Origin of the sequence: Flavobacterium sp. RSP46, from assembly GCF_003984825.1 — a bacterium.
GTDB lineage: Bacteria > Bacteroidota > Bacteroidia > Flavobacteriales > Flavobacteriaceae > Flavobacterium.
Genome location: NZ_RYDM01000001.1, coordinates 672551 through 695643 on the forward strand (window position 1 = coordinate 672551; position 23093 = coordinate 695643).

General features: G+C 34.0%; 19 protein-coding genes and 1 pseudogene. 11 read left to right on the forward strand and 9 right to left on the reverse strand.

Translation table 11 applies throughout. The features are described 5' to 3' along the window. Positions 1-6: 6 nt before the first annotated feature. Entirely contained in the window at positions 7-714 is a 708-nt protein-coding gene (gene pepE, locus EKM01_RS02970) for a dipeptidase PepE (protein WP_126766762.1), read from the reverse strand. Between the two features lie 149 nt (positions 715-863). Here pepE and EKM01_RS02975 point away from each other — a divergent pair, with 149 nt between their 5' ends. The 8 genes from EKM01_RS02975 to EKM01_RS03010 all read left to right on the forward strand — a co-directional run bounded on the left by EKM01_RS02975 (position 864) and on the right by EKM01_RS03010 (position 7455). Further along, positions 864-1625 carry a hypothetical protein gene (locus EKM01_RS02975; protein ID WP_126766765.1) on the forward strand — a complete coding sequence of 254 codons (762 nt, stop codon included), beginning with the start codon at positions 864-866 and terminating at the stop codon, positions 1623-1625. Beyond that, positions 1615-2343, forward strand: coding sequence for a carboxypeptidase-like regulatory domain-containing protein (locus tag EKM01_RS02980; RefSeq protein ID WP_233589284.1), 729 nt, complete (start codon positions 1615-1617; stop codon positions 2341-2343). The genes EKM01_RS02975 and EKM01_RS02980 overlap by 11 nt, the downstream gene beginning before the upstream one ends. After that, positions 2330-2707, forward strand: a complete 378-nt coding sequence (locus EKM01_RS02985; protein WP_126766769.1) for a hypothetical protein — start codon at positions 2330-2332, stop codon at positions 2705-2707. Before EKM01_RS02980 ends, EKM01_RS02985 begins: the two co-directional genes overlap by 14 nt. A 17-nt stretch (positions 2708-2724) precedes the next feature. Further along, positions 2725-3480, forward strand: a complete 756-nt coding sequence (locus tag EKM01_RS02990) for a hypothetical protein (protein WP_233589285.1) — start codon at positions 2725-2727, stop codon at positions 3478-3480. Between the two features lie 80 nt (positions 3481-3560). Further along, positions 3561-4067 (forward strand): DUF6702 family protein, encoded by a 507-nt coding sequence (locus EKM01_RS02995; protein WP_126458867.1) that lies wholly within the window; start codon positions 3561-3563, stop codon positions 4065-4067. Positions 4068-4126: 59 nt separating this feature from the next. Continuing rightward, positions 4127-6370 carry a M1 family metallopeptidase gene (locus tag EKM01_RS03000; protein WP_126739857.1) on the forward strand — a complete coding sequence of 748 codons (2244 nt, stop codon included), beginning with the start codon at positions 4127-4129 and terminating at the stop codon, positions 6368-6370. Positions 6371-6478: 108 nt separating this feature from the next. Continuing rightward, positions 6479-6880 (forward strand): twin-arginine translocase TatA/TatE family subunit, encoded by a 402-nt coding sequence (locus EKM01_RS03005; RefSeq protein ID WP_126451902.1) that lies wholly within the window; start codon positions 6479-6481, stop codon positions 6878-6880. Next, positions 6880-7455: a phosphatase PAP2 family protein gene (locus EKM01_RS03010; protein WP_126554537.1), complete on the forward strand. Its 576-nt coding sequence runs from the start codon at positions 6880-6882 to the stop codon at positions 7453-7455. The genes EKM01_RS03005 and EKM01_RS03010 overlap by 1 nt, the downstream gene beginning before the upstream one ends. Positions 7456-7588: 133 nt before the next feature. Here the strand turns inward: EKM01_RS03010 and EKM01_RS03015 are convergent, their stop codons facing one another. Next, the gene (locus EKM01_RS03015; RefSeq protein WP_126458875.1) at positions 7589-8230 is read right to left on the reverse strand and encodes an O-methyltransferase; all 642 of its coding nucleotides are present in this window, start codon (positions 8228-8230) and stop codon (positions 7589-7591) included. Between the two features lie 80 nt (positions 8231-8310). Between EKM01_RS03015 and rlmN the strand changes: the two genes are divergently transcribed. Together rlmN and EKM01_RS03025 are read left to right on the forward strand one after the other, a co-directional pair. Continuing rightward, a complete protein-coding gene (gene rlmN, locus EKM01_RS03020; RefSeq protein ID WP_126554535.1) occupies positions 8311-9354 on the forward strand; it encodes a 23S rRNA (adenine(2503)-C(2))-methyltransferase RlmN in 1044 nt (347 codons plus the stop codon). Positions 9355-9418: 64 nt separating this feature from the next. Further along, entirely contained in the window at positions 9419-10396 is a 978-nt protein-coding gene (locus tag EKM01_RS03025; RefSeq protein ID WP_126766771.1) for a polyprenyl synthetase family protein, read from the forward strand. A 337-nt stretch (positions 10397-10733) separates the two neighbouring features. Here the strand turns inward: EKM01_RS03025 and EKM01_RS03030 are convergent, their stop codons facing one another. The 4 genes from EKM01_RS03030 to EKM01_RS03045 form a co-directional block, all read right to left on the reverse strand. Then, the gene (locus EKM01_RS03030; RefSeq protein ID WP_126568127.1) at positions 10734-12305 is read right to left on the reverse strand and encodes a SusD/RagB family nutrient-binding outer membrane lipoprotein; all 1572 of its coding nucleotides are present in this window, start codon (positions 12303-12305) and stop codon (positions 10734-10736) included. Between the two features lie 10 nt (positions 12306-12315). Further along, positions 12316-15435, reverse strand: coding sequence for a SusC/RagA family TonB-linked outer membrane protein (locus EKM01_RS03035; protein WP_126766773.1), 3120 nt, complete (start codon positions 15433-15435; stop codon positions 12316-12318). Between the two features lie 595 nt (positions 15436-16030). Then, on the reverse strand, positions 16031-17113 hold the full coding sequence (locus EKM01_RS03040) for a response regulator (protein WP_126576610.1): 1083 nt from the start codon (positions 17111-17113) through the stop codon (positions 16031-16033). After that, positions 17100-19097 (reverse strand): PAS domain-containing sensor histidine kinase, encoded by a 1998-nt coding sequence (locus tag EKM01_RS03045; protein WP_126766775.1) that lies wholly within the window; start codon positions 19095-19097, stop codon positions 17100-17102. The genes EKM01_RS03040 and EKM01_RS03045 overlap by 14 nt, the downstream gene beginning before the upstream one ends. A 307-nt stretch (positions 19098-19404) precedes the next feature. Between EKM01_RS03045 and EKM01_RS03050 the strand changes: the two genes are divergently transcribed. Further along, a complete protein-coding gene (locus EKM01_RS03050) occupies positions 19405-20190 on the forward strand; it encodes a response regulator (protein ID WP_126458896.1) in 786 nt (261 codons plus the stop codon). Between the two features lie 130 nt (positions 20191-20320). On the opposite strand, the pseudogene rlmB reads toward EKM01_RS03050, so the two are convergent. The 3 genes and pseudogenes from rlmB to EKM01_RS03065 form a co-directional block, all read right to left on the reverse strand. Next, positions 20321-21051, reverse strand: a pseudogene (rlmB, locus tag EKM01_RS03055) (23S rRNA (guanosine(2251)-2'-O)-methyltransferase RlmB). A 101-nt stretch (positions 21052-21152) separates the two neighbouring features. Then, positions 21153-22154, reverse strand: a complete 1002-nt coding sequence (locus EKM01_RS03060; protein ID WP_126766777.1) for a Calx-beta domain-containing protein — start codon at positions 22152-22154, stop codon at positions 21153-21155. A 12-nt stretch (positions 22155-22166) separates the two neighbouring features. Further along, on the reverse strand, positions 22167-23009 hold the full coding sequence (locus tag EKM01_RS03065; RefSeq protein WP_126766780.1) for a hypothetical protein: 843 nt from the start codon (positions 23007-23009) through the stop codon (positions 22167-22169). Between the last annotated feature and the right edge of the window lie 84 nt (positions 23010-23093).

A 23093-nucleotide genomic window follows, 5' to 3' on the forward strand; every position in this document is an offset into this window, starting at 1 on the left:
TTAGGATTACTTTACAAAACTCAAATCAGTTCCGCTTTCTAGTTCTTCAGGACTTTGATTTTGTCGAAACAATCGTGCGGTCAGATTGCCTTTCAGGGTGATTGAATCTCCTTTTATATCCAGCCAGCTTCCTTCTCTCAATCCTAAAACCGGAACAGTATTAAATGCATGGTATTCTTTAATTCGGGTTTCGCGAGTTTCGCCCATGTGTGTTGAAGTAGTATCCGGATCTAAATAATGCGGATTCAAATTGAAAGGAACCAATCCCAGCGTTTGAAAACTTGGGGGATAAACTATTGGCATGTCATTTGTTGTTTGCATCGTTAATCCGCAAATATTACTTCCTGCGCTTGTTCCAAAATACGGAGTTCCGTTTTTTACCACATCAGTGAGGGTTTCCATAAGGTTGTTTTTGTATAATTGTGATACTAAAACAAATGTATTTCCACCTCCTGTGAAAATTCCTTCTGCTTTTTTTACAGCTAATGTGGTGTTTTCAAACTCATGAATTCCAATTATTTCTTTATTTATTTTGGCGAAAGCCAAGCGTACCATTGCAGTATACTCTTTATGAGAGATCCCACCAGGTTTGGCGTAAGGAATAAAGAGAATTGTATTACAGTTTTGAAAATGCAATTGTAATTCTGGTAATAAATAGTCCAGATAGTTCTCGTTTGCAAGAGTAGATGTGCTTGCAATTAGGATGTTTTTCATTTTTTTTGATACATAATTTGCGCTAAAGGTATTAAATCAGGCTTTTTTATTTCAAATTTTTAATTAACATTTTTTTACCAAGGCATTAGTAATTAATTTGGAGTGCATTAAGATACTTTTACGATAAGTCAATAAGGACTTCAAGAACGATGATTAGAATTGTGTATTTGTTTTTGGCTTTTGCAACAACAGCGGCGATGTCACAAGAAAGAAGCCGAATACAACTGAACGGAAAAGTGACAGCTGATGTTTCTGTTCCGGAAGGGGTTTATGTCATAAATAAAAAAACAGAGAAGACTTCTATTACGGGTCAGGATGGTAACTTTTCTATTATGGCTGCCGTTGGTGATACGTTGTTGTTTTCAGCAGTGCAGTTCAAAGATACCAAAATACTTTTGACCCAAGTCCATTTTGATCAAGGGATTCTTTTTGAAAAAATGACACCTATTGCGAATCAATTGCGGGAAGTTATTGTTCGAAATGGGATCAATATCAATGTAGTATCAATGGGGATAATTCCTAGAGAGCAAAAAATTTACACCCCTGCGGAACGCAAATTATATACTGCCAGCAATCTTAATGCCAGTGCTAATGTGGGTAGCATGATGGGAGGGTCCGTGTCAGCAGATCCGTTATTGAACTGGATTTCAGGAAGAACAAAAATGCTAAAAAAAGAACTTGAAGTGGAGCAGAAAGAATCCTATTTGAGGCAATTAGAGAACCTGTTTGCCGTTGACTATTTTGTGAGTAAGTTAAAAATACCGGTTGAGTATGTCAAAGGATTTGAGTATTACAGCGTTGAAAACGAACGATTTGTGGCTGTTCTGAAATCTAAAAATGTGGCGATGACCACTTTCTTGATGGGGGAATTAGCAATAAAATATAAAGAAATAATTGCCAGTGAAAATTAAAAATACCTTACAGTTGTTATTCTTTCTCGTAGTTCAAGCCACTTTTGGACAGGTAGAAATGGTAAAGGAAATTCGAGGAAAAATCACTTCGGATTCTGTTGCTGTTGACCGCATTAATATTGTAAATATATCAACAGGAAAAGCAACCGTGTCACAGGGTAATGGCTTTTTTGTTATACCTGCAAAAGAAGGCGACGTTTTAGTCTTTACTGCCGTTAATCTGGAAACATTACGCCGAAAAATTAATAAACAAGATGTATTAGAAACGGTTTTTTCAGTGATAATGATCCCAAAAAGCATTGTTCTGAATGAGGTTGTAGTCGGTGAATCTTCTATTTCAGCAGAGAGTTTAGGGATTATTCCCTACGGTCAAAAGAAATATACGCCTGCTGAGAGGAAATTATACACCGCAACTTCCGGTGGAGGAATTGATGGATTGCTCAATACTATTTCTGGACGAAAAGCCATGTTGAAAAAAGAAATTATAATTGAGAAGAAAGAACAGTTACTAGCGAGAATTGATGGGCTTTTTGAGGATAAGTACTATACGCAAACATTAAAAATACCCTCGGATTATATCAAAGGATTTCAATATTATTGTGTGGATAATATAGCTTTTGCAAATGCGTTGCGTGCTAAAAATAAAACATTGGTTATGTATTTAATTGTAAGCCTTGCTGCAAATTATAACGAAATAATAGCCCTTGAAAATCAATAGTGTTTTATCGGGGATGTTATTTTTACTAAACCAAATTTCTTTTGGACAAACGCACCATGAAAAGCTGCTAAACAAGATCAATGGGAGAACGAAACGGCTTAAGAAATTAGTTGTTTTGGAGAAAAAAGAAAACGATATCAAATTAATTTCTGAATTGTACAATCCAGAATATTTTACGGTTCAATTGGGGATTACAAGTGATTACGTTACTGGTTTTAAATATTTTATAGTAGAAAATGAAATTTTTTTGGAAGTTTTAGCCTCCAAAAACAAACAAAAGACTACTTTTTTTATGGTAGCTTTGGCCGAAGAATATAAAGCTATACTTGCCAAAGAAAATAGACAACAGTCTTTAAAAAAATAATACTAAAAAAAATTACAATGAAAACAAGAATAAAAATCATTTGTTTAATTTTCTTTTGCCAATTTTCTTTTGGTCAAAATGAAAGCAGGAAGTCTTTACATGGTCAGTTTATTAACGAATCTGCTTTAGTGGATCACGGGTATGTTTTTAATTTAAATTCAAAAACCAGAACTTTTATAAGTAATCAGGGCTTTTTTGATATTTTGGCGAAAGCGAAAGATACGTTGCTTGTTTCAAGTAGTTTATTCAAGTCTAAAAAGATAGTTGTTGCGGAAAAAGATTTTGAAAAATCGTTGTTTGTAATTAATTTAGAGACGCAAACTACGCTGCTCAATGAAGTTATTGTGAAACGAAAAGCCGAAATTAAACCCATAGTAGGAGGTTCGCAGCGCATTGTAGATATGGAATTTGTAGATGACGAAAAATCATCTCCTATTAATAGAACAATGCCGTCAGACGGAACTATAGAAAACGGAATGGATTTTGTCAGAGTGTTCAAAATGGTTTCGAAATTATTTAAGAAAGATTCCGAAGATAAAGCAGGTTTAAATCCAAATGTAGATTTTTCGGATGTAGTCTCGAAAGGAATGGATGCTTATTTTTTTACCAATACATTGAGGTTGAAAAAGGATGAGATAGGTCTTTTTCTGGATTATTGTGAGGGTGATCCAAAAGCAAAAACCCTTTTGAAACAAGAAGATGAATTTTTACTGATTGATTTCTTAATTACCAAGAACGAAGAGTTTAAAAGAATTACTACTTTTGAAAAATGAAATCGCCATGATTCCAGAATACAAATAAGATTGAAGAATGGCGATACCATTTTCCGATAAAAAACAAATAGAATCTTCGAATGAAAAAAATAATTTTAATTTCCTTTTTTGGACTGCTATTTTTGACGTTAACTTCGTTCAGTATGCACAAGTTTTACGTGGCATTGTATCAGGTGAATTACGCTCCCGAAAAGAAAATGCTCCAAATCACCTCGCGTATTTTTGTAGATGATTTGAATAGTGCTATTGGAAAAAAGTACAGTAAAAAAATCAACTTGGGTTCTGAGAAAGAAACCGCTGCGGATTTGGTTTTATTGAAAAAGTATTTCACTGAAAAGTTTTCCATAAAAATAAATGGACATCCCACCACGATGTATCTTTTGAGTAAAGAAATGGAAGGCGATGTGCTTATTTGTTATTTGAGCATAAAAGATATTCCAAAAATAACGACTCTTGAAGTGTACAATACAGTCCTTATTGAAGGAAATAACGAGCAGCAAAACATCATGCATTTTAAGGTTTTTGGGATTAAAAACACGATGCTGTTTACAGATTCTGTATCAACTGGAGTTTTAAAGTATGAATAAATTTTGAAACGGCTATTTAAAATGCTAGTTTCACACAATTAAAGAACCATAAATTTACTATGAAAAAAATATTTTTATTTTTATTTCTTCCTGCGTTGTTAGTTGCGCAAGAAAAATCGACTTCGGTAACGCCAAAACAAATTGGAAGGTACGATACCAATAAGTTTAGTCAAATGTATGATTTGTTAGCTACGCCTAACCTATTTCGTACGGCTTCAGGAGCTCCGGGTCCTGCTTATTACCAGCAACAAGCTGATTATAAAATCAATATTGATTTAGACGACAAAAATTCTAAGCTAACAGGCTCTGAAACTATTACGTATTATAATAATTCACCTGATACCTTAGAATATTTGTGGGTACAACTAGACCAAAATCAATCCGCTAAAAATTCGCAAACCCCTTTAGCAGAAAGCCAAAGAATGGAACAGGTTTTTCCGGCGGGAAACTTCACAAATAAGTTTTTAAAACAAGAATTAGAGCGTGGTTTTAATATTGACTTTGTAAAAGACGCGAAAGGAAATCCGTTATCTTTTACGATCAACCAAACTATGATGCGTATTAATTTAGAGACACCGATGAAACCAGGAGAGAAATTCTCTTTTGCAATCAATTGGTGGTATAATATCAATAATTACAGAGCTGAAGGCGGCCGATCAGGGTATGAATTATTTGAAAAATCAGGAAATAAATTATATGTAATTGCGCAGTTTTATCCTAGAATGGCAGTATACAATGATGTTGAAGGATGGCAGAATATGCAATTTTGGGGAACGGGAGAGTTTACGTTGCCTTTTGGTGATTTTGATGTGAACATCACGGTACCTGCAGATCATATTATGGAAGCTACGGGTGATCTTATGAATAGGAGTGAAGTGTTTACGGCGGCGCAACTAAAAAGATATGAGTTAGCACAAAAAACGTACGACAAACCTGTAGTTGTTGTTACGCAAGCAGAGGCGGAAGCTAGCGAAAAAGGATTTTCAGATAAGAAAAAAACATGGAAATTTAGCGCTAAAAACGTGAGGGATTTTGGTATTGCTACTTCTAGAAAGTTTATATACGATGCAATGGCCGTTAAATTGAATGATAAAACGGTAATGGCAATTTCAGTTTATCCAAAAGAATCCAATCCACTTTGGGGAGAAACGGCAACAAGAACCGTAGCACACACGCTGAAAAGTTATTCAGCGCATACTTTTGACTATCCTTATCCTAAAGCAGTTTCAGTATCTGCTGAAGATCAAGGAATGGAGTATCCAATGATTTGTTGGAATTACGGGCGTCCAGATGAAAAAGGTGTTACTAGTGATCGCATAAAAAATGGAATGATAGGTGTAACAATTCATGAAGTAGGACACAATTTCTTTCCTATGATTGTAAATTCTGATGAACGTCAATGGTCCTGGATGGATGAAGGATTGAATACCTTTATGCAGTATATGGCAGAGCAAGAAATGGGAACTAATTTTCCTTCCAGTCGTGGTCCAGCAAGTAAGATCGTTCCGTACATGAGCGGGGATCAAAAATTCTTGGAGCCTATTATGTCTAATTCGGAGACAATAGTTCAATTTGGGGCAAACGCCTACGGAAAGCCAGCAACAGGCTTAAATATCCTTAGAGAAACTATCATGGGAAGAGAGTTGTTTGATCATGCTTTTAAAGTATATGCAAACCGATGGAAATTCAAGCACCCAACACCAGAAGATTTTTTTAGAACTATGGAAGACGCTTCTGCAGTAGATTTAGATTGGTTTTTCAGAGGTTGGTTCTACTCCACGGATTTTGTAGATATAGGTATCAAGGAAGTTAAACAATATTATGTTTCACTGACTCCCACGAAAGATTTAAAAGACGCCACAGTACGAAGAGGTCGTTTTGGACAAGAAAAAGGACCCTTCCTTTATTTAGTCCCAGAAACAAGTGAAGAATTGTCCGCTAAAGATAAAAAAGCATTAGCAATTGCAGATGTAAATTTACTTTCGGAGTATGTAAATCAAAATTTTACTGCAGATGAAAAAGCTAAACTTAAATCGCCAAAGTATTTCTATGAAGTAGATTTCAACAAGCCAGGCGGTATGTTAATGCCAATCATTGTTGAGCTAACCTATGAAGATGATACAAAAGAAACCTTCAAATATCCTGCGCAAATCTGGAGAAAAAACAATGATACGGCTAAGAAAGTGTATGCAACTGAAAAAGCAATCAAAAAAATTCAGATAGATCCAAAATTAGAAACAGCTGATATTGATGTAACCAATAACACGTGGCCAAAAGAAGAAGTGAAGTCTAAATTTGATTAAATAAACGGTACTGCTAAAAAAAGACTCTAAAAAGAGTCTTTTTTTATGAAAAAATTAAAACGCAAAGTTTCAAAATTAGGTATCTTTGTAGCAACTAAAACAAAAAATATGTTTGGCATAGGCGGAGGAGAATTAATATTTATTATGTTTATAGTGCTCATGCTTTTTGGGTCAGATAAAGTACCTGAAATGGCACGTACGATGGGTAAAGCAATGGCGCAATTAAAAAATGCAACTAACGATATAAAAAGCGAAATTCAAAAAGGAGCAGAGGCGAATGGGTTTGACACCAAATCTTTGAGCGATTTTCGAGGTAATATTACGACTGAAATCAATAAAGCAAAGGACAATTTGATGGGGGATACCTCGCAATTTAAAAACATTACAGAAGGCGTATCGACCGAAATTAATAAAACTACTGAGAGTTTACGGGAAGAAACAACTTCGCAGATCAACACAACAAAAGAAATTATTGAAGATGCCGCAGGTCCCATAAAACGTCAGGTATAATGATAGAAAAAATAGTATCCCTTGATACCCAGTTATTTGTTTATTTGAATGGTTTAGGTTCGACCACTTATGATGGGTTTTGGCTGTTTATCACCAGTCAATTCAATTGGATTCCGCTTTTTTTGCTTTTGTTGTATTTCATTTATAAAAAATTAGGCCTACAGCAAACCTTATATGTATTGTTGTTTGCAGCTCTTTTAGTGACAATTACAGATCAGACAACGAACTTATTCAAGAACGGTTTTCAACGATTGCGTCCCTGTAATAATCCGGAAATCAATTCCTTTATTCGTATTGTGCAAGTCCGCAATTCCTTTAGTTTTTTCTCGGGTCACTCCTCAAACACAATGGCTGTTTGCGTTTTTTTATACTTTGTTCTCAAAAAAACGACTAAATATATGGCCTTTCTGTTCTTATGGCCTTTAGTTTTTGCCTACAGTAGAATCTATTTAGGATTGCATTATCCATTGGATATTTTATCCGGCTATTTATGTGGCGTTATTTTTGGAACACTTATGTTTAAAGGATATACAATAGCACAGAAAAAATATTTCCCAGTTAATCCTATCAAGTAGCAGGAGTCGTTTCCTGCTCTAGACTGTATTTCCGATATAAAACTACGCTACGATTAAAGATCTTGTTTTTCTACATCGGGAGATGTCGTTCCTGCCGGGGCTAAGGCATTTGGTTTCAAAGAAAGATTGCTAACTAAAGCACTCTGCTCACTGTCAATCCATCACGAATAGGCAATAAAACAGTTTCTATACGGGGGTCATTTTTTAATAATTGATTGTAGGCTTGTAATACTTTTGTACTCACATCATTGGTTTGTAAGGGTTCCAGAACTTTTCCGCTCCACAAAACATTATCGGATAGGATAACGCCGCCTTTATTCATTTTAGGAACAATCATTTCAAAATAATTCAGATAATTTTCTTTATCAGCATCGATGAAGACCAAATCAAATTGCAGTTCTAAAGTTGGGATTATGGCTGTTGCTTCACCTAAATGTTGTACAATTTGCTTTCCCCAAGATGACTTGTCAAAATGTTTGCGCTGGAAATCAACTAATTCTTCTTTGATGTCAATCGTATGCAATTGACCATTTTCCCGCATGCCTTCGCACAAACATAAAGCGGAATACCCGGTATAAGTCCCAATTTCCAGAATGTTCATAGGCCGAATCAATTTTGATAGCATACTCAAAACCCGACCTTGAAAATGACCACTTAACATGCGTGGCAATAAAATTTTCTGGTAGGTTTCTTTATTTAGTGCCGCTAATAAAGCAGGCTCTTTTTCGGAATGTTGCTCGATATAATCTTCTAATTCTTGGGAAATGAAATGCATTAGTTGAGTTTTTTCAATTTGTGACAAAGTTATCAAATTATCAAATCAACAAATCAACAAATTGTCATTAACTTTGCACCATGCAAATCGAGAAAAAAGACATACGAGCGGTATCCAAAGAACAATTACGCGAATTTTTTATCACTAACGGAGACAAAGCCTTTCGCGGAAATCAGGTCTACGAATGGTTGTGGAGCAAGGGTGCGCATAGTTTTGAGGATATGACTAATGTGTCTAAAGAAACGCGTGCTATGCTTGAAACACACTTCGTGATCAACCATATCAAAGTAGATACAATGCAACGCAGTGAAGACGGAACGGTAAAAAATGCTGTACGTTTGCATGATGGGTTGGTGGTGGAATCAGTCTTGATTCCTACTAATACCAGGACTACAGCTTGTGTTTCCAGTCAGGTGGGGTGTAGTTTGGATTGTAATTTTTGCGCTACAGCGCGATTAAAAAGAATGCGAAATCTGGAGCCAGCGGAAATTTATGATCAGGTAATAGCCATTGATAAAGAAAGCCGTTTGTATTACAATCATCCGTTATCAAATATCGTTTTCATGGGAATGGGAGAACCTCTTATGAACTATAACAATGTCTTGAAAGCTATTGAAATGATTGTTTCTCCAGAAGGGTTAGGAATGTCGCCTAAACGCATTATGGTTTCTACTTCAGGAGTGCCTAAAATGATTAAGAAATTAGCGGATGATGAGGTGAAGTTTAAGTTGGCCGTTTCGCTACATTCAGCAATCGATGAAATTCGTTCCAGAATCATGCCGTTTAGCGCAAACTTTCCATTGGCAGAGTTGCGGGAATCATTAGAGTATTGGTACCGAAAAACAAAAAGCAAAATTTCCTACGAATATGTTGTTTGGAAAGATATAAATGACAATAAAGCTTCGATAGAGGCCTTAGTAAAGTTTTGTAAATATGTTCCTTGCAAAGTGAATCTTATTGAATATAATCCCATTGATGATGGGGAGTTTCAACAAGCCTCTGATGAATCAATAGAGGCGTACATTAAAGCGCTTGAGGCTGCCGGAATTGTTGTAAAAGTGCGAAGAAGTCGCGGTAAAGATATAGATGCTGCCTGCGGACAATTAGCAAACAAGGAAGCGTAAAAGGATTCGGTTTTTATGGAAATATCAAAATAATGGCAGGTTAATAATGTACCTTTGAATTCTAATGAATGTGACCTCTAAAATTAAACAGCCCATTTTTGATGAAATGGAACTTTTTGAAAAAAAGTTCTACGAATCGATGACGTCTCAAGTGGCTTTGTTGAATAGAATCACGTATTATATTGTCAATAGAAAAGGAAAACAAATGCGTCCCATGTTTGTTTTTTTGACGGCCAAAATGGTTTCGGCAGGAGTTGTAAACGAGCGTACATATCGCGGCGCTTGTGTTATTGAACTTATTCATACCGCTACATTAGTTCATGATGATGTTGTAGATGACAGCAACCGCAGAAGAGGTTTTTTCTCGCTAAATGCGCTTTGGAAAAATAAAATTGCCGTACTTGTTGGTGATTATTTGTTGTCCAAAGGATTGTTGCTTTCTATAGACAATGGTGATTTCGATTTACTCCGAATTATTTCCGTAGCAGTACGTGAAATGAGTGAAGGGGAATTACTCCAAATTGAAAAAGCCCGAAGACTTGACATTACAGAAGATATCTATTATGAAATCATTCGGAAAAAGACAGCTACACTTATTGCTGCCTGTTGTGCTCTGGGAGCAAGATCAGTAATTGAAGAGGAAGTTCAGGTTGAAAACATGCGCAAGTTTGGAGAACTCATAGGCATGGCTTTTCAAATAAAAGATGATTTATTTGATTATACGGAGGAAGTTATTGGTAAACCAACCGGAATTGACATCAAAGAACAAAAGATGACATTGCCACTTATTCATGTTCTGAATACGTGTACTTCAAAAGAAAAAACGTGGTTGATCAACTCCATAAAAAACCATAATAAAGATAAAAAACGCGTCAAAGAAGTGATTGCTTTTGTGAAAAACAATAACGGATTGCTTTATGCGGAACAAAAAATGATCGAATTTCAGCAAGAAGCCCTTTTGATTTTGGATAACTATCCCAATTCTGAATTTAAAGAGGCACTTATTTTAATGGTAAATTATGTCATTGAAAGAAAAAAATAACTTTTTTTAAAATTATTTTCTCTCGTTAACTATCCATTTTATTAATTTTTTTAAACCTAAAATTTTGGCAGTGTTTTTCTTTTTAAGAACTCTTGCTGCGTTTCAAACTTGCAAAGGGTTTAGTTTTTAAATGACAGTCTTACTTTGTCTTTTTTTTATAACTTACGCAGTGGATTGGAGGACATAAGCACGGCATGAGCCGAATTTGATAGTACGGAGCGTAATTCAAATAGAAAGCTTAATCTGTGTCAAAGGAACTTAAAAAAAAAACAGTAGCAAACATTTGTTTACTACTGTTTAAAAATTATTTTTTTATTTAAAAAAAATTAAATGAGAATTAATTTTTGTCCCAAATCAATTTAGTGGTTAGTAAATCACCACCTATATTAGAGGATGCTTGTTGATAATTTTCGCCGTTTAACTGAGGGGAATTCACGGGATAATTAAGGCGACTTGGCATTTCTGTCAAATTGTTTAAAGCTTTAAAGGTATAGGTTGTTGCACCTTCAAAAGGATTATTCAAGGCATAAGTACCGCCTGGTTTCAAGATTGTATTAGGGAATCCAGTTCGTCTGTGTTCTGACCAGGCCTCTGTAGGCTGCATGTAAAGCGCTATGTATTTTTGAGTCAATACATTTTCTTTTGATGGTGGTGCCAGGTTCGTTAAGTAGGTACTAATTTTAGCTGCTGTGACTCCCCAACGTTCCATGGAAGCTCTTACGCCATTGGTGTAATTTGTATTGTTCCAATTGTTATTTTCGGCCAATAAAAATTCAACTTCCGCATATTCCATAAAGTATTCAGTATAATTAGTTTTAAGAATATTAGAACTAAATCGCGATGTATTAGGTAACTGTGATGGTGCTGATGCACTAGGAATTCCATATGGCATTCCGATATATTGGGCTAAATCATCAGTTTCTGTATACAAGTTGTTACCCACATCTTCTAAGGATGCAGTTATTGGAGCTGCATATTTTTGCAACCTTGGATCCGCACCATTGTTTCCTAAAGTTCCTTTTAATAAGTCTACAAAAGTATTAGAAATCGTAAAATCATCTCTGTTGTTTATAAAAAAAGCAATATAGAGTGGGCTAGGATTGATGGCATCATTTTGATAAGTCAAGCCAACATTATCTGAATTTGAAAGCATAACGCCCGAAGCGATTGCATCAGTAATGTGACCTTCGGCACCAGAAACAACTCCTTTTACTCTGTTTGCTATTCGTAAGCGCAGGGAGTTAGAGAATCTTTTTAGTTTTTGAGCATTTCCCTGAAAAAGTTGATCCCCTCGGGTAAAAACTACTTCAGTAGCTACAATCATTTCAGAGGCTTCTTGTAATTCTTTTAGAATATCAGCATATATTTTTTGCTGACTGGCATATTTGGGTTTCAGAATGCCTTTTTCTAATTGCAAAGCTTGAAAATCGGCATCACTATTTCCGTAAGAGTAATAAGGGACATCACCATAGGTGTCTACTAATTGAGAAAAAGTATACGCCAGCATTATTCTTGCCGCAGCTATTTGATTGTCATTATTTCCATAAGATGACATTTCAGCTCTTGTTGCAGGATCTACATTCAAATCTATGACTAACTTATAATTATTGGCAGCTAAATAATAGGAGTTGTATAAAGCAGTATTGGTTTCCTGTCTGAATTGGAAACGATCCTCTTCTGTGTAATTTGTCTGTGCCGAATATTGAACCCATGGTAAAGTCATTCTAGCAGAAGAGAATGGGCCTCTGGTTCCGTCCATAATGGCTTTATTGGCAAAGTTGAATACTCCATAGCTAGGTACGGATACCGGTCTGTTTGGGTCATTGTTGATTTCTTCTAAATCAGCGGTGCAGCTTGTGGTTACAAGTATAGCAATAAATGCTAAGGCAGATATGATTCTTTTTTTCATGATTTTTTTATTAGAATTTAAATTCCAGGTTCATTCCGTAGGTTCTGGTAGAAGGCAATGAACCTCCTTCGATACCTTGTGTATTGCCACTTCCGTATGAAGCCATTTCTGGATCCATTCCTTTCCAGGCCAATCCCCAAGCAAATAAGTTTCTTCCATAAACAGATAGTTTAATACTGCTAAAAGGGCCTTCTTTTTTGATTGGCAAGTTGTATCCAAAAGATACTTCTCTTAATTTGATGTAATCAGCATCAAAAACATTTTGAGCATCTACAGTGTTGTAATGTGCTTGTGCCCATGTTCTTGCAGGAATATTTTGTGTATTTTGTGTTCCGTCAGCCAAAACACCATCTACAACAATTCCATTTTCTCTTATTCCGTTTGCTGCAGAATTTTCAAGCATTCCAGAATAAGTTCCCCACATGTGAGTAGTAGAGAAATAACTACCACCTTTTTGAATGTCAATTAAAGCACTCAAGCTAAAGTTTTTATACCGGAAAGCATTTCTTATTCCCATGTTGTAATCCGGTATAATAGATCCGAGTGATTTTTGTTCAGAGGCTACGTAATTTCCATCTGCTCCCACTAGCTTGTTCCCATTGTTGTCATATACAAAGTCAGTTCCGTAGAGTTGACCGTATTTTTGACCTACAACAGCTAATAAACGTGCTCTAAAAGGCCCTTGTGCTAATTGTAAACTCGTTACATCTTCGAATAATTCGACTAATTTGTTGTCATTTTTAGCAAAGTTCCAAGTGATGTCCCAGTTGAAATCTTCAGTTCGTATCGGGTTAATGTTCAAGGTAGTTTCGATACCTCTGTTTTGTAATTTACCTGCGTTAATCAGTTTAGAGCTAAATCCTGTGCTCGTTTCTAATTGTATCGGTGTAATTAAATCAGTTGTAATTACGTCATAATAGGATACGTCTAAATTTACTCTTTTTTTGAATAAACTGAATTCCAGACCAATTTCTTTAGTAGTTTTCAATTCAGGTACAAGATCAGCGTTATTAGAGCTTAAAGCCGTACTATATCTTGGATCACCTTGAAAAGGAGAATAAACGTCAATATAATTTTGAAGACGGTAAGGTGATGTGCTGTTTCCGGCTTGTGCCCAACCTGCTCTTAGTTTACCAAAATCCAACCAATCAATATCAGTCAGTTCAGAAAAAATAAAACTACCCGTTACCGAGGCGTAGTTTACGGATTTGCTAGTGGTACTAAACCAGTCATTTCTATCCGTAACTTCAAGAAATAACATGTTGTCATATCCCACCGAAGCAAAACCATAAAGACTATTAGTGGTCATGAATTGTTGCTCATTAGTAGCTAGAGCTTGTTCAGAACTGTTGGATAAGTTATACAATCCTGGCAATACTAATCCTCCTACAGACTCTCCGCGAATGGAGTTGAAGGAATAATTTCTTCTGTTTGCACCTAAAAATGAATTAACACTAAATTTTCCTATTTTTTTGTCAAAATGGACTCTTCCTTCATAATTGAAATCACTTAAAGTTCTGGTTTGATCCGTATAACTCGATTGTGCCTGTGAGCCTATAGCGACTCTTTCACTTACTCTAAAAGTATAAGTGTCAGCATACACATTTCCTACTACATATAATTCATCAGTGATGTTATATGTCAATTTAGCGTTTCCAAAAAGACGGTTTCTTTTGTCTTCGGATGTATTTTCATTGATGGTCCAATAGGCGTTGTCAGAATAATTTGGTGTAGCATCGTCAAAACCTTTTCTGTTCCAAGTTCTTTGGTCGCCATTGGCCAGTTTGTAATCCTTTAATTCATTGTAGTCCAATTGTCTTTGTCCCCATTGAAAGAATTTTTGTCCTAAACTATTGTCTCCATATCCTTGTTCGGGTCTGTTAAAACCTTTGGTCAAAGTATAGGTAGCCATAGCTTCTACTTTTAATTTATCCGATATTTTAGTACTCGCATTAAAAGAGAAGGTGTTTTTGGACAGTCTGCTATTTGGAACGATTCCGTCTGTACTTTGGTTCGCATAGGCAACTCTGATATTAGAATCTTCGGTTGCTTTCATGAAAGAGATCGAGTTGTTGCGTGTTACACCAGTTCTAAAAAAAGAACGAACATCGTTAGCAGGTGCAACCCATGACCTTTCTTTTAGAAAATCATTAGAAAATTCAGGATCAAAAGCATTCCAGGGAAGGTATTTTAAATTGGGATCGTATTTAGGTCCCCAGCTTTCATCTGTTCCATAATCAGGAACGTTGTATGTGGTTCCGTTTATGTTAGCTGTTCCAAAAGTAGTTGAATTACCACCACCATAAGAGTTTTGAAGGTTTGGCATGATGTTGATCGATTCGAGAGTGATTCCACTGTTGAATTCGATTACACCTTTTCCTTTTTTAGCTGATTTTGTAGTGTACAAAATGGCACCGTTACCGGCTCTATTCCCGTAAAGTGCGGCAGCAGGACCTCCTTTTAATACCGTAACGGATTCGATATCGTCTGGATTAATATCCGCAGAAGCGTCTCCATAATCCCTACCTCCGGCTCCTCTTTCGGTATTGGAGTCGTTATAATTACCATTGTCTAAAGGAATACCATCTATCACAATCAAAGGTTTGTTTTCTCCGGTTACGGATCCAATACCTCTCATGATAATTCGTGAAGAGCCTCCCATTGTTGATGGTGCAACTACTTGAACCCCTGCCACATTTCCAGAAAGAGCTGATACTGCATTGTTTTGACCACCTTGAGACAGTAAATCACCGCCTACTTCCTGAGTTGCATATCCTAGTGATTTTTTTTCTCTTTTGATTCCAAGGGCTGTAACTACAACACCTTCTAATTGTACAGCATCATCTTTCAGTTTGATTGTCAAATTAGTTGATGAAGCTAAGACTTCTTTACCGATCATTCCAATGTAGGAAAAAACCAGCATTTGTTCTGGTGCTACCATGATTTGAAATTTACCGTCAAAATCAGTCTGAATTCCGTTTGTGGTTCCTTTAACCAGAATGTTAACTCCTGGAATTGGTAATCCGCTTTCGTCGGAAACCAACCCGGAAACCATTCTTTCCTGAGCAAATGTAACTTGCGAAATCAGTGCTATTGCCAGCACTAAAAAGCTATTAAACATTAATTTCATATTAAAATATTTTTGAATTAGAATTTCAAAATTCTTAATAAATTCTTAACATTCCTAATTAAAACCTATTAAATATTAACGATAATTCAATAGATTGAACAAATACTATTAATTATTCAATTTTTTTATTCAAAATAAATTAAGTATAATTGTGTTTTTTATCATAAAAAAGCACCTATTGATCTCAATATTATGATAATTTTTTGCGGATGCTTAATCTAGATATTATATGTGGAAATGGAAGGAGTAGTTAAATATTATTAGTTTTTTTGCTTCGAAAAAGAACGGTATTCGGCACAGTTATATTGCTAGGATTGAAAAACTGATTTGTATGAAGATACCTAATGAATTAATAATTAGGGCTTTATTTTCATACTGCCTTGGAGATTGCAAGTAACGATACTTATTGCGCTTTTTTTTTAATAATATCGAAGTTTTAAGTACTAAAGATGTCTTTGTCTTGTTTTATTTATCCTAAAAAAATACAGTATTAAATCAAACAAAAATACGAAAGAGGTTAGGTAGTTTAAACAGATTTAGCGGACACTAATGGTCTTTTATTAGTTGAGAAACTGCAGGATGCTTGTTATGTGTATCAGCAATTAGAGTCTAATGGAAGGAATATTTTAATGGTAGTGCCTTCATTCTCTTTTGAAACAATACTGAAAACACCATTTATTTTTTTTATAATTGTTTTGCTTAGATAAAGGCCCATGCCTAATCCCTGTTGTTCTCTCTCTTCTCTTTTGAATTGTTGCGCAGCACCAATTTTATTTAATTCAGCAGAACTAAACCCTATGCCAAAATCTTTAATAACCAGTTCATAGTATTCCTCATTATATTTTTGGCCGGAAACAATAATTGTAGGATCCTTTTTAGAAAATTTCAATGCATTATCAATTAATTCAAATAGGATGAATTTTAAGTGTCTTTGACTAATTTTTATAGTAGCTTCATCTATTTTGAAATTAATTGTATTGTTTTTTTTATCATAAATCTCAAAAATTTTGCTTGTAGTATTTACAAATGTCGTCGCTATTTCAGTTTTTGACTGGTGATCAAACTCGATTGTATTGTTTTTAAGATTTTGATAGAGTATTAAGTTTTGCATTGTTCTGTTTAATCGTTCTCCAGAGACCCTTATTGAATCATAAAATGTAGCGATTTCATTTTTTTTATAGTTTTCTGTAGCATCCATGAGCAATTCTATTGAACCTAAAATCCCGGAAAGAGGGGTGTTTATTTCATGTGCAAAATGATTTTTTTTGCCAATATATAAATTATTATTGGCATTCTTTATTTTTTCAAATCGTTCTATTTTTACATCTATTGTTTTTATTAACTCTTTGATTTTAAATGGTTTTGATAAAAAATCATCAACGCCTTTTAACAGGCATTTTCTCATCAAATTATTTTCTTTTTTTGCTGTCAGAAAAATAAAAGGAATGGGGCTCAAAGATTGGTTTTCTGAGATTGTTTTATGGAATACATGTCCGTCCATTACGGGCATCATTATATCGCATATAATTAAGTCAGGAATCCAGTATTCTAGTAGATCTAAAGCGTTTTGGCCATTAGAGGCAACTTTTACCTCGTAATTTTCATACCTTAGAAGTTCAGCAATGGTCTCTCTAATATTTGGGTCATCATCAACTAAAAGGATATTATTTTTTTTCATAAGGGAAAATTAATTTTATGCGAGTTCCAATGTTTTCTTGAGTTTTTAGTTCTATTTTACCGTTTAAAAAATCTGTAAATTGTTTTACAACTGCTAATCCTAATCCGGAACCAGTTATTGCCGTTGTATTTGAAGCTCTAAAAAAGGATGTAAATACATATTGAATATCATTTTCGGGAATTCCAATTCCAAAATCAATCACCTCTATTTCTAGTTCTTTTTCTAAATAGGTTATAAGGAGTAAAGGGTCTGGTTTTCCTTTGGAATATTTAAAGGCATTATTAATTAGATTCGTTAGAATGTGAGTCATTAAGATTTCATCAGTAATAAAAAAATGTTTTTCACCTTTTATTTTAACTTGAATTTTGCGTTTGTGATGTTGATTATTAAAATAAAGATTTAATAAGGAGTTAATGAATGTATTAAAATCTAGAACTTTTATTGTTTTTTGAATTTTTTCCGATTCGTATTTTCCAAAAATTAATATGTTGTTCATTAACTCGATCATTCGATCTACTTCATTTTTTATTCGTAACGTTATTTTTTCTAAGGATTGGTGTGTGTTTTTGTCAAAATGATCTAATTTAAGCTCAATGAGTTCCGCATTGGAATAAATAACCGTCAAAGGGGTTCTAAATTGATGAGACGCCATTGTAATAAACCTAGATTTCATTTCGTTAAGTTCTTTCTCTTTTTCAAATGCTATCTTGATTTCTTCGGTGGCTTTAATTCTATCGCTGACATCTCTGCTGGAAGTTTGTATACCAATGATTATGTTTTCATGATTTAATATTGTTTTTAAAGTGGTTTCCAGCCATATATAGGCATTGTCTTTTTTTCTAAAACGATACGTTACCGTTTTGTTTTTACTGCAATTAAGAAACGCTTTATAATAATTCAACATGTCTGTATGATCGTCAGGATGGATGTAATCAAATATTTTTTTGTTTATTAATTCATCAGGTGTATATCCTATTATTTCTTTTGAAGAATTTGAAATATAGTAATAACTTCCGTCCATTTTTTGTTGACAAATTATATCGGTTGTGTTTTCTGCAATGAATCTAAATTTAGCTTCGGACAACTCTAATTGGTTTTCTTTTTCTCTAATCTCACTAATATCAGTATGTGTTCCAATGACTTTTGTCGGCTTTCCTTTTTTATTTTTTTTAAGTATTCCGGAATATTTTATCCATATTATATGTCCATCTTTATGAATCATTCTTGAAGTTCCTTCATACCGATTTAATTTTTGCGTAACAAAATATTCTAAATCGATTGCAATTTGAATCATGTCCTCTGAGTGAATGCTTTTTTGCCATAATTCTTTATCTTGTATGATTTCTTCTTCAGTATATCCTAACATTCCTTCCCAATTATGAGAGTAGGTTGTTTTCTTAGTTTTAATATTCCATTCCCACATTGCTTGATTTGAACCGGCCATGTAAAAATCAAATCTTTCCAAAGTTTTTTTTAATTTTATATTAATTTTATCTTTGTAAAGCCTGTCTCCAATATTTTTAGCAACTGTGTGTAAGGTTTTAATTTGTTCCTCTTGCCATTTTCTTTCCTCTTTGCATATGGTGTAGCTGATCCAGCCCCAGAATGTAGTTTCCGAAAATATAGGGGTAAATAAATAGGATTTTATTCCTTTTGTTTCCATATATTTTTTAGAAATCACATTTTTATTGTCTCTGACAAGACCATGCAAAGACTTGTTTTTTGATAATATTTCATAAAGTTCTGAAAAATTATCGTAATTATGGTCGTTTTGATTAGGATTGTTAATTTCATTATCTGGTCTTTTATTGACAGAATGAAAGGTTATTATGCCGTTTTTTGTTTTGTTCTTATAAATAGTATAGCTGTCGATTTGTTGTTCTTTGGCAATGTCGCTTAAGTATAAGTCTAAGGCGTCATTTATGGAGTGTTTTTTTAATACAGTATTAGTGACTTTAGAAATGTTTATTAAGAGATTTTTCATCAATCTAAGACGGTTTTATTTATTTGATTTTTTCAATATAATAAATCAATTTTATTAAGACTAATTTATTTCTAATAAAGCATACGCCTTTCTGTTGTATGCGCAAAATTATTTTATCAGATAAAAAAATAATTGTAAATCAATCGGTCTCTTTTGTTAGATTTTTTAGGTGTAATTGCTTCATTTGCGAGGTGTAGTTCTTTAATCATAAATAAAGATATTTTAATTTTAATTTATATGAATACTAGTCCTAATGATTTAAAAAATAATAACAATAATTTAAAATAAAAATAGTTAATTTAGGTGCATGATAAATCAAAAAAGCGGAATAGTATTGATTGAAGATGATGTAGCGCTTGGCAACTCAATCTCGGAGTTATTGAGCCTGAGTGGTTTTAATGTGAACTGGTTCAAAGACGGTATTGATGCACTGTTATACTTAAACAAACACATACCCGATATTATTATTAGTGACTTGATGATGCCTAATATGAATGGAGAAGATTTGTATTTTAATATAAAAAAAAATGGTAAACTAAACGCAGTTCCATTTGTAATAATCACTGCTAATATAGACGATAGCGTTCAGTATAAGCTACTTGAAAACGGAGTCAATGATTTTATAGTAAAGCCTTTTAAGGTTAGAGAGTTAATTTTTAAAGTCAATAATTTACTTGAATTCAAAAATAATATAGAAAAAAAATTCAAACCAGATCCGTTTTCAAAAGTTACTATAAAATTATCTGAAAAAGATTTTCTTACGAGTGTAAATGAACATTTGTTGAATAATTTGAAATTGAATGTTGATATAGATGAATTGTCCAAACAGCTTTTTATTAGTAAATCAACTTTAGATAAAAGAATCAGAAAACTGACAAATAAGAACATCAGCCAATATATGAGAGAGTTTCGATTGGATTACGCCATTAAGCTGATCCATCTTGGAGAAAGAAACATACAGTTCTTGGTTCATGAAACAGGATTTAATTCATTTTCATATTTTACCACTAGTTTTAAGTTATATAGTAATCTGACGCCCAGAGATTATATAAAATCCATCCATAATGACAGTAAATTGCTGGAGAATAACTAAGAAAATAAGGAATAATTAATTGTTGTGTTTTTTTAATTTATTAATAAAGGTCTGGACTTTTTACAAGTAAAAAAAATGAATTTACCGAAGTCATAACTCTTCTTTAGAAGAGGTTGTTACAATAAAAATTCTAAGATCGTTGTCTTGTCGCTTCACATAAGAAAGCACCACAGGCTACCGAAATGTTTAATGATCTAATGGTTCCAAACCATTGGAAGTTTTGCTTTTTTATCAACAATTTCAAGAAACGAAGGATTTACACCACGATCTTCAGATCCTATAATAATCGCTACGGGTTCATTAAGTAAAATGTCATATATATTGATCTGTTTTCTCAATGGCCACAACGTTCTTTATACCAGTAGCCTGCAACAAAAAAATAGTGTCTTTGATGCGTCCTACGGTACAAATAAGAATATTAAAAACGGCGCCTGCAGATGTTTTACCTTATCATCGTTTATTGGTGCTGAACCTGCTTTTTGAACGATGATTTCATTTACTCCTGTACATTCGGCCGTTCTTTTGATAGCACCAAAATTATGGGCATCCGATATTTACCAAAATTAATAACAAAGGTTTCTTTCCATTCTCTATTACGGATTCAATCAAAGATTCTAATTCAAAAAAGGAAATTGTCGGGATAGTTGCCACCGCACCTTGATGATTGTTAGGAGTCAATCTGTTTAGTTTTTCAACTTGAACACACGAAAAGTTGATGTTTCTGCGCTTCATCACTTTCATTAAGTTTTACATTAGTTTGCTTCTTGCTTCCTTTTGAATATAAACGTTGTCTACTGTTGCACCCGCTTATATAGCTTCAATTATCGCTCTAATCTCAAATATTTTATATTTTTTTTCTATCATGCAAAAGATATAAAAAAAAACCACCCCAAAAAATGGGGTGGTTTTAATAAAATAATTTAAAACATAGTTTACATAAACTACTTATTGTAAACTAGTTTTTATTTTTTATTATTCATTCTAGCTTGTTTAATAGTATTTAGTACAGTGTTTGCTGTTTTTAGAGTAGCTACCGTTGTAGGAACGCTATTTTTCAACGTATAAACTCCGTTGTTAACAATTATAGTAACAACATAGTCGAAAGGCTCTGATGTATTGCCTTGTTCATATCCAAGTGCTTTTGAAGTTGTAGCAAATTTAGCTTCTTGATTAAATGAACCAGATACATTGCTACCGCCTCTCGAGTAATCTACAGAAATAGGAATAGTAAATTCTGGTGTGTTCATCGTGTGAAGACCATGATTGTCATAAAGATCATAATAGATGTGATATGTACCATTAGGAAATTTTGCGGGCGTAACTGTTAAAATTTCTGGACACCCAGATGCAGCTGCTTGATATATTTTAGTATCTTTCAGATTAGCGTCTAATACATAGAAATCCATATCGTAACCGATACCACATAAGGTTTTAGTTACTGATCCATCTGAAAATGATTTATTGAAGTTAAACTTTAAGTCTAAATTATCAGATAAAGCATTAACAATAGTGAATGATACAGTAGTTGCAGGAATTGAAGCATTGGATATATTTACATCACCGCCTATTTCTAAAACGAAATTTTCAGTTGCCTCAAAAACTCCATCACTTAAAATGCTAATATTTCCTGTTACAGATGTAGTATACGCTTTAATTAAAAGTTGGTCATCAAAGTCAAAATCCATTCCTCTAGTGGCTGTTCCGGACTTCAGTTTCACTTTTACATAAATATCTACTGGTTGAGCATTAGTTATATTAAGTTTGTATTGATACTTTCCTTCATTTTTTTCATTCACTGTTTGTGTTGCAGCCAATGGAGCAACAAACTGAACAGTACCCGTAACATTTTGAGCAACTTCAACTGTGCTTTGTCCAGTAAGTTCAGGTTCTTCCTGACATCCTACAAAAAGCAGTGCTGTCATTGAAAGTGCTGAAAATATAAATTGTTTGGTTATTTTTTTCATTTTCTTTTTTTTTTAGTTGACTACTCTTTCTAAAGCTTCATAAAATTCACGTGGTCCTGATCCTCCAGTATAGTAACCATAAGTTCTGTAAATTCTGTCTTTAGAATTAACGTCATCTTTAGTTACAGTGTTTTGAGGTCCTGAATATCCACATGAAAGTTTCATATCTATAGGATTAGATGTACAGTTAATTAATGGCCATCCATTCAACAATTGCACAGCTCCTTTGTAGGTTTGTGGTGTTTTAACTACATTTGAAGCATCAATTGTGAAATAGTGTGTATTAGTAGCAGCCTGAAAAGGACCAGCATAATCAACAAATCTGTAAGTTGTAGCATCTACTGATTCTATTACACGAATCCCACCGTTCCATCCACCATTACTAACGCCAAGTCTCCAGTAATTACTATCGATAACTTTATAAGTTCCTGCAAAACGAGTTCCTACAGCAACTTTAGTGCTTTTAGAATTATTATGTACATTACTTTCAGAAGTTGTAGTTACATATCTCAAAGTCCATGCATCTCCTATTTTTAATAAACTATCATCGGTTGGTAGAGGTTGACCACCTACAGTTAGACCGGTTTTTAGCTCATTGTATGTTACTGTAAAATCAATAGTTTGATTTTTGGGTGTAGTTGGAAGATCAATAGTCCTGAATAATATCTCGTTGCTTTTTACTCCAGCCACGTTTGTGAATGATTTGTATATTTCAATTTTAGTAGTGGTTACATCACCTTGAAAAACTGTAACTTTTACTGGATATTTAAAATCATTACCGTTTCCAACCACATAGCCAACTAAACCTGAGTTTACGGTTATCAAACCACCTGTTTCTGCTCCGCCTGTTAGCATATCGCTGTCTTTTTCACAAGAAAAAAGGCTAGTTAAGACTAAAAGAGCCAAAGAATATAATTTAAATTTTTTCATTTTTTTCTT

Coding starts and splice junctions, on each gene's coding strand:
- EKM01_RS02975 (WP_126766765.1), top strand. CDS start 864: ATGATTAGAATTGTGTATTTGTTTTTGGCTTTTGCAACAACAGCGGCG.
- EKM01_RS03030 (WP_126568127.1), bottom strand. CDS start 12,305: ATGAAAAAAAGAATCATATCTGCCTTAGCATTTATTGCTATACTTGTA.
- EKM01_RS03015 (WP_126458875.1), bottom strand. CDS start 8,230: ATGCATTTCATTTCCCAAGAATTAGAAGATTATATCGAGCAACATTCC.
- EKM01_RS03060 (WP_126766777.1), bottom strand. CDS start 22,154: ATGAAAAAAATAACCAAACAATTTATATTTTCAGCACTTTCAATGACA.
- EKM01_RS02990 (WP_233589285.1), top strand. CDS start 2,725: ATGAAAACAAGAATAAAAATCATTTGTTTAATTTTCTTTTGCCAATTT.
- EKM01_RS03050 (WP_126458896.1), top strand. CDS start 19,405: ATGATAAATCAAAAAAGCGGAATAGTATTGATTGAAGATGATGTAGCG.
- rlmN (WP_126554535.1), top strand. CDS start 8,311: ATGCAAATCGAGAAAAAAGACATACGAGCGGTATCCAAAGAACAATTA.
- EKM01_RS03025 (WP_126766771.1), top strand. CDS start 9,419: ATGAATGTGACCTCTAAAATTAAACAGCCCATTTTTGATGAAATGGAA.
- EKM01_RS03000 (WP_126739857.1), top strand. CDS start 4,127: ATGAAAAAAATATTTTTATTTTTATTTCTTCCTGCGTTGTTAGTTGCG.
- EKM01_RS03045 (WP_126766775.1), bottom strand. CDS start 19,097: ATGAAAAATCTCTTAATAAACATTTCTAAAGTCACTAATACTGTATTA.
- EKM01_RS03040 (WP_126576610.1), bottom strand. CDS start 17,113: ATGAAAAAAAATAATATCCTTTTAGTTGATGATGACCCAAATATTAGA.
- EKM01_RS03005 (WP_126451902.1), top strand. CDS start 6,479: ATGTTTGGCATAGGCGGAGGAGAATTAATATTTATTATGTTTATAGTG.
- pepE (WP_126766762.1), bottom strand. CDS start 714: ATGAAAAACATCCTAATTGCAAGCACATCTACTCTTGCAAACGAGAAC.
- EKM01_RS03065 (WP_126766780.1), bottom strand. CDS start 23,009: ATGCTAACAGGCGGAGCAGAAACAGGTGGTTTGATAACCGTAAACTCA.
- EKM01_RS02995 (WP_126458867.1), top strand. CDS start 3,561: ATGAAAAAAATAATTTTAATTTCCTTTTTTGGACTGCTATTTTTGACG.
- EKM01_RS03035 (WP_126766773.1), bottom strand. CDS start 15,435: ATGAAATTAATGTTTAATAGCTTTTTAGTGCTGGCAATAGCACTGATT.
- EKM01_RS03010 (WP_126554537.1), top strand. CDS start 6,880: ATGATAGAAAAAATAGTATCCCTTGATACCCAGTTATTTGTTTATTTG.